The sequence below is a fragment of the Prevotella rectalis genome (genome assembly GCF_900607215.1).
Lineage (GTDB): Bacteria > Bacteroidota > Bacteroidia > Bacteroidales > Bacteroidaceae > Prevotella > Prevotella brunnea.
Genome location: NZ_LR027821.1, coordinates 189,065 through 199,979, shown reverse-complemented (window position 1 = coordinate 199,979; position 10,915 = coordinate 189,065). Strand labels below are relative to the sequence as shown.

Sequence of the window (10,915 nt, the reverse complement as noted above, 5' to 3'; positions counted from 1 at the left end):
AATCTCTTTTCTCCCTGTTTTCTTTTGGAGTAAGGCGAAAATTTGCGACCTTTGCTCCGAGGTTAATTGATGATATTTCACAATACAAAGTTAATTAATCTTGGGGAGACAGAGGTCTCCCTTTTTTATTTGTATTGCTGGTTGTTTTTTTTCCTCGCCGAGAGATGCAGACAACCTCTCGCTACGCTTCGAGAACGTCTGCATCTCTCGGCGAGGGCTACTCTTTTATTGCACTTCGTTTTGGAACTTGCAGACAGCATTTCGCACAAAAAATCGGTTTTCTTGATATAAGTCAATTGCAAAAGGTGGATTGCATCCATGTGAAGCGCATGAAAACAGAAGAAGAACTCTCCGCGTGTTTGTCATCTACAACAAGTCATGGCGATTTGCAAGGTTCGGAATGGCAGCAAGAAAAAAGCCTGCCATAGGTTTCACAATCTATTGACAGGCACTCATTACTTGCAAATAACAAGTCGATTTAACATAAGCAAACTACTTACAGTTCACCATTTAAGATTTTCCGGGCATGTTCAACGCTCGCCTGCGTTGGCTCCGGAATGTTATTTAGTGTGTAAGGGATATTTAAGTTTTCCCATTTATAAACTCCCAAGGTGTGATACGGCAACACCTCCACTTTCTCCACGTTGCGGAGCGTGGCAATGAAGTCGCGCAACGGTCGGAGTTGTTCTTCCTTGTCGGTGATGGTTGGGATGAGCACATGGCGTATCCAAACCGGTTTACGGATGTCGGAAAGGTATCTGAGGCAGTCGAGGATGTTCTCGTTGGGAAATCCCGTCAGCCACTTGTGTTCAGCGGAATCGATGTGTTTCAGGTCGAAGAGCAGCAGATCGGTATGGCGCATGAGTTCCTTGAACTTCTCGAAGAAGAGTCCTTCTCTGCGGAATGGTTGCGCCGACGTGTCCAAACAAGTGTGGATGCCCTTTTCTTTTGCCTTTCGGAAGAAGTCGATGAGGAAGTCCATCTGCATCAACGCCTCTCCACCGCTGACGGTGATGCCTCCTTTCTTGCCCCAATAATCGCGATAGCGCATGGCTTTTGCCAGCAGTTCGTCGGCAGTAGCGAGATGGTCTGTCTTCGGACTCCACGTATCGGGGTTGTGGCAGTAGCGGCAACGCATGGGACAGCCTTTGAGGAAGACGATGAAGCGAATGCCGGGACCATCTACCGAGCCGAACGACTCTGTGGAATGCACCCTTGCTCTGATGTCGCCGTCCACCCAATTCGTCTCACCTGTTTGATACATCACGGTGGTTTGCTTCGCTTTCGCATCTTTCTCGTTTGCTCTCATCTGCGTGTCCTGCTTTGTTTTTGTAAAGACTGTCGTGCCGATTGTCCGGCTCTCGGTCGTGCCGATTGATAAAAAGGCAAGGGGAAGGTCGGCTTTCCCCATTTGGATGGGGGCGTGTGTCCTATCCCCTTGCCGCTACCTTAAATGAAACTTACATTCTGTCGTGAGCTTGTCGGGCGATAACATCTTCCTGCTGTTCCCGAGTGAGGTCGATGAACTTCACCGCGTAGCCGCTCACACGGATGGTGAAGTTGGCATATTCCTCCTTTTCCGGATGTTCCATGCAGTCGATGAGCTTCTCCACACCAAACACGTTTACATTCAGGTGGTGAGCTCCGCGAGCGAAGTAGCCGTCGAGCACGCCCACGAGTGTATCGGTGCGTTCCTCATCGGTGTGTCCGAGTGTTCCGGGCGCGATGGTCTGCGTATTGGAGATGCCGTCGAGCGCATATTCGTAGGGCAGTTTTGCCACCGAGTTGAGCGAAGCCAAGAGTCCGTTCTTCTCAGCTCCATACGATGGGTTTGCGCCCGGTGCGAGTGGTGCTCCTGCCGGTCTGCCATCGGGCATGTTGCCCGTATATTTTCCATACACCACGTTCGATGTGATGGTGAGAATACTTGTTGTTGGTTCGGAGTTGCGATAGGTGTGATGTTTCTTCACCATGCCCACGAAAGTTTTGAGCAGCCACACGGCAATCTTGTCGGCACGGTCGTCGTCGTTACCATAACGTGGGAAGTCGCCTTCGGTCTTGAACTCGATTGGAAATCCCGTTTCGTCGCGCACGATGTTCACTTTGGCATACTTGATGGCGGAGATGGAGTCCACCACATGACTGAAGCCGGCTATTCCGGTAGCGAAGGTGCGTCGCACGTCGGTGTCGATGAGTGCCAGTTCGGCAGCTTCGTAGAAGTATTTATCGTGCATGTAATGGATGAGGTTCAGCGTGTTCACGTAGATGTCCGCGAGCCACTCCATCATGTCCATGAATTTCGGTATGAATTCCTCGTAGGTCAGCACGTCGCCCTCGATGGGTCGCAGTGCCGGTCCGCACTGTTCGCGCGTCTTGTGGTCGATTCCTCCGCTGATGGCGTAAGTCAGGCACTTGGCAAGGTTGGCACGCGCTCCGAAGAACTGCATTTCCTTTCCCGTCTGTGTGGCTGACACGCAGCAGCAGATGGAATAATCATCGCCCCATACGGGTCGCATCACTTCATCGTTCTCATATTGTATGGAGCTTGTCTTGACCGAGATTTTCGCGGCATACTTCTTGAATCCATCGGGGAGTGCGGGCGAATAGAGCACGGTGAGGTTAGGTTCCGGCGATGGTCCCATGTTTTCCAAGGTGTGGAGGAAGCGGAAATCGTTCTTTGTTACCATGGAGCGTCCGTCCATGCCCATGCCTGCCATTTCCAACGTTGCCCAAACGGGGTCGCCCGAGAAGAGTTGGTTATAGGAAGGGATGCGTGCGAACTTCACCATACGGAACTTCATCACCAAGTGGTCGATCAGTTCTTGTGCTTCGCTCTCGTTGAGCGTTCCTTCCTGCAAGTCGCGCGTGATGTAGATATCGAGGAATGTGGAGATTCTGCCCACCGACATCGCTGCGCCGTTTTGTGTTTTGATGGCAGCCAGATAGCCGAAATAGAGCCACTGCACCGCTTCTCGTGCGTTGTTGGCCGGTCGTGCGATGTCGAAGCCATAGATTTTCGCCATTGCCTTCATTTCGTTCAATGCCTTTATCTGCATGGAGAGTTCCTCGCGCTTACGGATGATGTCATCGGTCATCACGCCACAGCCGCAATTCTTAAAGTCTTTCTTCTTCTCTTCCATGAGGAAGTCGATTCCGTAGAGTGCCACGCGTCGATAATCGCCCACGATGCGTCCGCGTCCGTAGGTGTCGGGCAGACCGGTGAGTATGTGGTTGTGGCGTGCTCGCTTCATTTCATCGGTGTAAGCGTCGAAAACGCCGTCGTTATGTGTCTTGCAATATTTCGTGAATATCTCGTGAAGTTTTTCAGAAGGTTGATAGCCGTAGGTGGTGCAGGCTTGTTCTGCCATCTTGATGCCACCGTAGGGCATGAAAGCGCGTTTGAGTGGTTTGTCGGTTTGTAAGCCCACGACTTTCTCGAGGTTCTTCAGGTTCTCGTCGATGTAGGCTGCTCCGTAAGCCGTCATGCTCGAAACCACTTCGGTTTCCATATCGAGCACGCCTCCTTTGGCACGCTCTTCTTTTTGCAGTTCCTTTAGTTTTCCCCAGAGTTTATCTGTGGCCTCGGTCGCATTGGCAAGGAAGCTCTCATCGCCGTCATAGCCCGTATAGTTTTTTTGGATAAACTCTCGCATGTTCACTTCATCCGACCATTTTCCGTCGTTGAAGCCTCTCCATTCGTTTCTCATTGTTGTTTTGGTTTAGTTAAATTCCTGTCGCTCGGTCAGTTTGCGTTGTCCGGCGGATTTGTTTCAAATTTCGATGCAAAAGTAAGTGGTTTGCGGAATTGGTACAATACTTAAAGATTGGTATTTTTATGCTGCACACCTATGGCATGGTGTGCAGAAAAGATGAGTTTTAACACTCCTCATACCTACTTTTAGGTATTCGTTGCACAAAAAGCCCCGATAAATGCAATCTACAGTTTGCAATAATGAGGTATTTTTCTTGCTATATGCCCATTTTTAGGTATTTGTGCAGTATTGATACATAAGCGAAATAAAATGGAGATATGGTTGGAAACGTGCGAAAGTTATGGGTCATGGTGCTTATTCCGTTCCTCCATGGGGCAAACCCGGTGTTTGTCAGCCCATGGGAACGGGAGCGGAAGGCACGCGGATGCCCGGCATTGCCCTACCCCAACATCTTGCTTTGCCTCCAAAAAAGAAAGAAGAGAAATTCAACGGAGGAGAACAAACGGGAAAAACTAAAATGTTTCATATCTGTTTTATTTTTTTATCTGTCGTCATACATGAACTTCGCATCGACCATCGCGACACGTCAAAGCGGAGGGTCGAATGGCGTTGCCTTTTTAACATGTGAGTGTTCGTCATTAAAATGTACATGGCTTTCTTGGTCTTTTGGTTTTTACTTTGCCACTATTAATCTTCAACACCTGTTCTTGTTTACCGGCTTCGGCGGGTCAAGATGCTTTCCGTCTTAACATGGGCAAAGTTATTGAAGGCATGTTTATTACCGGTGAACGAACGATGAACATTCGCCTACAATCTTGTTTCAATTCTGTTGTCGTGGAAATGACACAACGCCACGACGAGCCGCGGCAAACCGGAATTGGAGGAGCGGGGAAGCATGAAATCAAAGCTTGCCGCCCGCGTAAAGAAAAATCAAAATTATTCTGCTGATTGTTTGTCGGAACAAGGAAGATTGTGTATCTTTGCGAATGTGGGCAACGAAAGAAAGGCTTACCCGGCAACGGAATCAAAAATCTATGAACCATGACAGAATACAACGATGATTGGATTATAAAAACCACCCATCTGCAACCTCCTCCACAAATGCGAAATCAGGATATGCTGCTCAATGCCTATTGCGTGGCGGGCAGCTGTGAACTACAACTCAACGGCACTGTCAGGCAACTGCAAGCGGGATGCCTGTTGCTGGCTCTGTCCTGCCAATCGCTAAAACTCATCTGCGCTTCGCCCGACTTCGCCGTGGAAGGATTGTTCATCGACCCGGTGTTCTTCCGCCAAGTCATACATCCCTCCGGTCATACCGTCAGGTATGCCCTGCATCTTCACGACAATCCCATCGTCCCACTACTCTCCGATGAGGGGAAACTTTGGCGGCGCGACTACGAGAACCTCTTTCTCCGCATCAACCGCAGGGAAAGTCCTTTTCGCGGCGAAATGATTATTGCCGCAACTTGGCAGCTGACGCTCAACTGCTTCGACTTCACCGCACGACTCTACGGCAGGGAACGGATGTCGGTGCAGAAGGCATCGCTTGCCACGGGCTTCTTCCGCATGCTCGAGGCAGGCGATTATCGCGCTCACCGCAACATCTCACACTATTCGGATAAGCTCTTCGTAACGCCCAAACACTTGTCGGAGGTGATAAAGAAGGTGAGCGGACACAGCGCAAACTATTGGATTACGCGGTACACCGTTGCCGAGTTGCGACATCTGCTGCTGAACACCAAAAAGACAATGACCGAACTCGCAGCGGATTTTAACTTCTCCTCTGTTTGCTATCTCACCCATTACCTGCGCGCCCATCTCGGTGTAAGTCCGTCGCGATTGAGGGAATGAAAGTTCCGAACAGATTGTGGAAACCTCATTCCTCATCCGGGAAACAGATGGCAGAGGGTGTGGACAACTCATCCCGATGACAGTTGCCCTGCATGATGCGTGGAAACACGGGGGCAGTCCGCCACAGTCATGATGATGGGAATATGTTTTTCCGAAAAAACTTCTTCATAAAAAAATGCAGAACATCACTGCCCCGCATTCCGAATCAAATATCCTGAAAGGATGTATAAGAATTAAAATTATAAGTGGAGATGATTGCCTCACGACAAAATCCCCCACAACATTTTAATTAGTTTACTTACCTTTATCAGTATATTACTTTTTTATGAAAAATTAATACATACCTATATAAGGTATTTGGACAATCTCCATTGCCCACATCAAATTTGTTAATTTAAAATTAACGTTCTTACTATTTACAAATATACAATATTGTTCATGGAAATGCAAGATTTTGAACTATAATTTTATCAACTCATTCAATTTCTTGATTTAAATCAATTAAAGAATGTAAAAAAGAAGCTGCGAACCATGATTATTCGCGGCATTGCAGACCAAAAACAATTGTCATGCGAGGGGGAGAAAAACCTTCAACCCACCATTCTGCCGATACGGTCTTCGCACCCCGTAATGTCCTGTTTTTTTCATTCCATCCATCCAAAGCTAAGCTTTTGCAATTTAAAAGGTAAGCTTTTGCACTGCAAAAGGTCATGAATCGGAGTGCAAAAGCTAAGCTTTTAAATCCCGATTATTATTCCTCTGATTATCAACAGATTACGAAGTGCATCGCGAACACTGTTTTTGTCATGTTATTTCGTGGCGATGGCAAGGTTAAATGCCCAGCAGCAAGCATCTGTTTTCCTGCATCAAGTCTCCCGCGCCTGCTCCTTCAAAGTGGTGCGGGCGGAATGTGTCATAACCTTAAATTCTTGTCCTGCGGTAGATGATAATTACCTTATTGCCAAACCTGTTGTCGTATTCGTAGCAAAAACGCTTCATGGATGTCCATGTTGTCAGTGGGTGTATCCGAAACCTCTGAAAGCACATTCTGCTTCTTGTCGGCGCAGCGTGCGACACGAAACGATATTTTTATACGGATATTACTGCAAATATATAAAAAAATTGGCAGATAAATTTATCTTTTGTTATTAAATTAACACTTTTTAAATATAATTCATTCTCTGCTTTCCCCCCGTCGCACTCTGACAGGAATGCGATGAGGGAAAGCGGATGTGCGGCTGACTCGGTGATTGCGGGCAATCAGAACGTATAGCCGAAGCCGAGATTGAGATAAACCGGATAGAGGTTGAACGTTATCGTCTTGAAGTCTTTCTCAAAGATGTCGGTAAACGCCCATGTGAGGTCGGCATTCACCGTGAAATGGCGGTAAGCGTGCCATGTTCCCCCTATCTGTGTTCCCCAATGGAAGTGGTTGAGATTGGGGCTGAAGTCGTAGGTGGCAGACTTCCCGTCGGTGAACGTCAGTTTCTCGCCCGTGGGATAGGTGTCGCGCAGATAGCCGTCGCTGACGTGTCCGGTGAATTCGCCGTCGAGTCGCAACGAGGCAAAGAACCCGGCGCGCACCTTCCACGCCTTGTTGATGCGATAGTTTGCCATCACGGGCAGTGTGAGCAGCGTGCTGTTGTATTTCGTCTTCACGTAGCCCGTCCAGAAACCTGCCACGCGACTTCCCTCATAGATGATTTCCATTCCGTAGTTTTTCACCGTTGCTCCGGTTATCATGCCTTTCTCCTCAACGCGCAGTCCGCCTGAAACGCCCCATTGGGCTTCTCGCCCGAACCATTTTGTGGCTGTTCCCTCTATCGAGCCGTTGAATTTCGGACTGTAGCTTTCGATGCTTCTTATCTCTTTGGGAATGGGCAGCGGTGTGGCTCCACCGATGTTCACACCGGTTTTCACTTCAAACTCCCATCCGTTGCAATCAGCGAGTTGCGCTCCTCCTGCCGGATTGGTCTGGGCTTGGAGTTGGGCAAGCGTGGCACAGATCATGAGTGCCACTGCACAAAATCTTTTCCCGACAGAGCCTTTGGCACAAAACTGCTGTCGTATGTTGTTGTATCCGTTCATTTTCTTTTTTTCGTGTATGTTTTTTGTTATGCCGTATTCGCGGAGAGATGACCGCGCAGGTTGTGTGTCTTACTCGTAGAACAACTCCATCTCGTCCACGTAGAGCGTACTGCCCACCGCCCCCATGAAGGAAGCTCCGTCTCTGCTCGATGACATGACGATGGCGAGGTTGTATTTTCCCTCCTTGAGTTTGACGGGGTCGATGGTTTTGCCGTTCACCGGTTCAAACTCCATGGTGAAAGGTGTCCACCGGTCGGTTTCCTTTCGTTCCCGAAGCTGCGCCTTGAGTACCAAGTTTTCGTGGGTGAGCACGTTTGTGCCATCGAGATAGGGCACGTCAGGCGTTACTTCGTAGAGCACCGCGTAGATGTCGAAGTCGTCGCGTTTTCCTTTCACCTCGTTGCTGTTTCCGTCGGTATAGATGTCGCCTGCCTTGTATTTGTAATAGCCCTTCACGGCCTTGGGTATCTTGCGGAAAGGCAGTCCGAACCTTGTGGATTTCGCCATTTGCTTGAGGTTGATTTCAAATTTCCCCATGAAGAGGTTGCCTGCCGCGAGTGGTGCGCCGAAAGCTTTTCCGGCTGCTCCCGTACTGACGGTCATGAGTTTGGCGCATTTCCCTTTCACGCCCCCATCTGCCTGACTGGTGGGATATTCCTCGGCAGGATCGGCGGCGTTGGTAAACATGAAGCCCACGTTTCCGCTGCCCCACTCCATTTCCGTTCCATCGAGAGTGGTATCATAGAAGATGTGGAAGAACTTGTGGGGCGGCGTGTCCTTGTCGAAAACCGAACCGTGCTCGTACCATTTCATGTTCTCGAAGTGATAGACCGTTGCCACGTCGTCGGATATGAACGACACCTTGTAGGTCTTCTTCCATTGGCGGTCTTGCGAGGTTACGGTGTAGGTCTGCGGTGTGGTGAAATCGCGCACGGTGCCGCTTTCCGGTTCGATGGTGGCGCCCTCGGTAAGTTGGAAAGTGGGAGCAAGTTTCGTCACATCGTCCCAGCCGTTCACGTAGAGCCGCACTTCGTTGTTGGTAATCACGGGTTGGCGAATGAGCAAGTCGCCCTCCACTTCGCATCCCACGATGTCTGCCTCGGCATTGGGAGCTTCGTCCCTGATGCAGGAACTGAACATCACCACCATAAGCAGTGTGGAAAGAATGATTTTCAAAGAATTTCTACTGTCCATAAATCTATCTTTTTTGTATCGTATATGCCTTGTTCACGAGCGAAGAGCTGCGAGCGACAGATTCGCCTTTTCGGTGTGCAAATGTACGAATAATAGTTGGGATAAAAACCATTTGTCCCATAATCTTCACAATTCGGCACAAGAACAAGGAATGATATTGTTATATATTGTTAATTCTTTCTAATATCATCCGCTTCACAACAGATAACAAATGCAAAGAGAAGAAAATTTCGTAACTTTGCAAAGTTTTTATGCCGCACAGGCTCGTATAAGTACCGGAAAGATGCTCGGTCGCCTGCCGGTAAAACCGTTTATAATATATAATAATGTACGCAATCGTAGAAATTAACGGTCAGCAGTTCAAGGCAGAAGAGGGCAAAAAGCTCTTTGTTAATCGCCTGAAAGATGCCGAGGAAGGCAAGACTGTTGAGTTTGACAAGGTTTTGCTCGTTGATAACGACGGAACGGTCACAGTGGGCGCACCAACTGTAAGTGGCGCGAAAGTAGTAGCTGAGGTCATCAATCCGCTTGTAAAGGGCGAAAAGGTGGTTGTCTTCAAGATGAAACGTCGCAAGGACTATCGCAAAAAGAATGGTCATCGTTCACAGTACACTCAGTTAGAGATTAAAACAATTAACGCTTAAAATTTAGGAGGACAAGAAATGGCTCATAAAAAAGGTGTCGGCAGTTCTAAGAACGGTCGCGAATCACATTCAAAGCGTTTAGGTGTTAAGATTGGTGGTGGTCAGAAGATCATCGCGGGCAACATCATCGTTCGCCAGCGCGGCAACCGCCACTATCCGGGTGAAAACGTAGGTCAAGGCAAGGACGACACGCTCTATGCACTCGCTGACGGCGTGGTTTACTTCCACAAGGGAAAGTTCAACAAGAGCACAGTCTCCGTACTTTCCGAAGAGGCATACGCAACCAAGATAACACCTGAAGCGTAAGCAAATAAAACAAACAAACTTATTCCAAACAAACAGCATAATCCCAAATCTCCACGCGAGATTTGGGATTTATGTTTTCAAACAGCTCGCAATGCCTATCCCGCATGATGGCAGCAAATGGCACAACAATGCGCAACGCACATCTTCATGTCCACAACCATCATACCAACAGCGTGCAAATGCCTATCCCGCATGGTGAAAACAAAGAGCACAACAATGCGCAACGCACATCCAACGATGGGTAATGATGGGCAATGATGAACATGATTTGGCAACGCACATCCAACGATTGGGAAATTATATCCACCTCGGAAACAAATCGAAAGACGAGAAAGCATTGCACCCACGTTCATCGCTTGGCAAAGTGATGGAGAAAAAACATCCCCGAGATTTCGTACTCTGAATCTCGGGGATGATATTTCTACTTCGCGATGATTTCGCGTGGGTTATTTCTGAGTCTCCAATCTCTTTTCGATGAACGAAATGGCATGATCGGGGAGCTGACGGAAGAGGTCGAGTATTTCGGATACGCTGCTTTCCTCCTCTACCTGCTCATCAATGTATTTGGCAATGAAGTTCTGCGATGCACGGTCTTTCTCCTCATCGGCAACATCTGCGAGTTTGTTGATGAGTGAGGTAACTTCCTGTTCGTGCTTAAAGGTTGCCTCGAAGATATCCTCCGGACCTTTCCAGTCGGCCGGCACGTTCTCGATGGCTGTCATTTTCACCTCACCGCCACGACTGAGCACATAGCTTGCCATATCGAGTGCATGACCTCTTTCCTCTTGCGACTGCCTGTACATCCAGTCGGAGAAGCCTCTCCACCCATGTTGGCGCAGCCAAAAGGCCATGCCCATATATAGATTAGAAGACCAAAATTCGGCAATGATTTGCTTATTGAATGCATCTTGCATTTTCTTACTGATATTCATAACTTCTTATTTTTTTAGGTTTATTTCGATGGAATACCGAAATTTCTACCGCAAAAATACCAATTTATTTTTATTCTTGCAAATTTATTGCTCTCTTTTTTTTCTGTCTTTACACTTGTTCTTCGGGTTTCCGCAACATTTATTGTATTTTTTTCATTTCCGATGAAGCTCCTTTTTCCGATTA

General features: G+C 48.2%; 12 protein-coding genes. 7 read left to right on the top strand and 5 right to left on the bottom strand.

All coding sequences use genetic code 11. The features are described from left to right. Positions 1-496: 496 nt before the first annotated feature. Positions 497-1,264, bottom strand: coding sequence for a pyruvate formate-lyase-activating protein (gene pflA, locus E0E16_RS08050; protein WP_130829961.1), 768 nt, complete (start codon positions 1,262-1,264; stop codon positions 497-499). Positions 1,265-1,460: 196 nt separating this feature from the next. Beyond that, positions 1,461-3,707, bottom strand: a complete 2,247-nt coding sequence (gene pflB, locus E0E16_RS08045) for a formate C-acetyltransferase (RefSeq protein ID WP_130829892.1) — start codon at positions 3,705-3,707, stop codon at positions 1,461-1,463. Between the two features lie 346 nt (positions 3,708-4,053). On the opposite strand from pflB, the gene E0E16_RS08040 reads away from it, so the two are divergent. From E0E16_RS08040 to E0E16_RS08030, 3 genes are all read left to right on the top strand, one after another. Beyond that, the gene (locus tag E0E16_RS08040) at positions 4,054-4,341 is read left to right on the top strand and encodes a hypothetical protein (RefSeq protein ID WP_130829891.1); all 288 of its coding nucleotides are present in this window, start codon (positions 4,054-4,056) and stop codon (positions 4,339-4,341) included. Between the two features lie 122 nt (positions 4,342-4,463). Beyond that, positions 4,464-4,661, top strand: a complete 198-nt coding sequence (locus E0E16_RS08035; RefSeq protein WP_130829890.1) for a hypothetical protein — start codon at positions 4,464-4,466, stop codon at positions 4,659-4,661. A gap of 93 nt (positions 4,662-4,754) precedes the next feature. After that, positions 4,755-5,567, top strand: coding sequence for an AraC family transcriptional regulator (locus E0E16_RS08030; protein WP_130829889.1), 813 nt, complete (start codon positions 4,755-4,757; stop codon positions 5,565-5,567). 1,260 nt (positions 5,568-6,827) lie between these two features. Here the strand turns inward: E0E16_RS08030 and E0E16_RS08025 are convergent. Both E0E16_RS08025 and E0E16_RS08020 read right to left on the bottom strand, forming a co-directional pair. After that, on the bottom strand, positions 6,828-7,577 hold the full coding sequence (locus E0E16_RS08025) for a porin family protein (RefSeq protein WP_130829960.1): 750 nt from the start codon (positions 7,575-7,577) through the stop codon (positions 6,828-6,830). 147 nt (positions 7,578-7,724) lie between these two features. Next, a complete protein-coding gene (locus E0E16_RS08020; RefSeq protein WP_130829888.1) occupies positions 7,725-8,849 on the bottom strand; it encodes a PCMD domain-containing protein in 1,125 nt (374 codons plus the stop codon). A gap of 326 nt (positions 8,850-9,175) precedes the next feature. Here E0E16_RS08020 and rplU point away from each other — a divergent pair, with 326 nt between their 5' ends. From rplU to E0E16_RS13570, 4 genes are all read left to right on the top strand, one after another. Continuing rightward, a complete protein-coding gene (rplU, locus tag E0E16_RS08015) occupies positions 9,176-9,493 on the top strand; it encodes a 50S ribosomal protein L21 (RefSeq protein ID WP_130829887.1) in 318 nt (105 codons plus the stop codon). Positions 9,494-9,511: 18 nt separating this feature from the next. Then, a complete protein-coding gene (gene rpmA / locus E0E16_RS08010; protein WP_130829886.1) occupies positions 9,512-9,799 on the top strand; it encodes a 50S ribosomal protein L27 in 288 nt (95 codons plus the stop codon). Positions 9,800-9,870: 71 nt separating this feature from the next. Further along, positions 9,871-10,044 carry a hypothetical protein gene (locus E0E16_RS13575; RefSeq protein WP_223177187.1) on the top strand — a complete coding sequence of 58 codons (174 nt, stop codon included), beginning with the start codon at positions 9,871-9,873 and terminating at the stop codon, positions 10,042-10,044. Continuing rightward, positions 10,044-10,202, top strand: coding sequence for a hypothetical protein (locus tag E0E16_RS13570; RefSeq protein WP_158635992.1), 159 nt, complete (start codon positions 10,044-10,046; stop codon positions 10,200-10,202). The genes E0E16_RS13575 and E0E16_RS13570 overlap by 1 nt, the downstream gene beginning before the upstream one ends. Positions 10,203-10,245: 43 nt before the next feature. Here E0E16_RS13570 and E0E16_RS08005 read toward each other — a convergent pair whose 3' ends face one another. Beyond that, the gene (locus E0E16_RS08005; protein ID WP_130829885.1) at positions 10,246-10,731 is read right to left on the bottom strand and encodes a ferritin; all 486 of its coding nucleotides are present in this window, start codon (positions 10,729-10,731) and stop codon (positions 10,246-10,248) included. Positions 10,732-10,915: the final 184 nt, after the last annotated feature.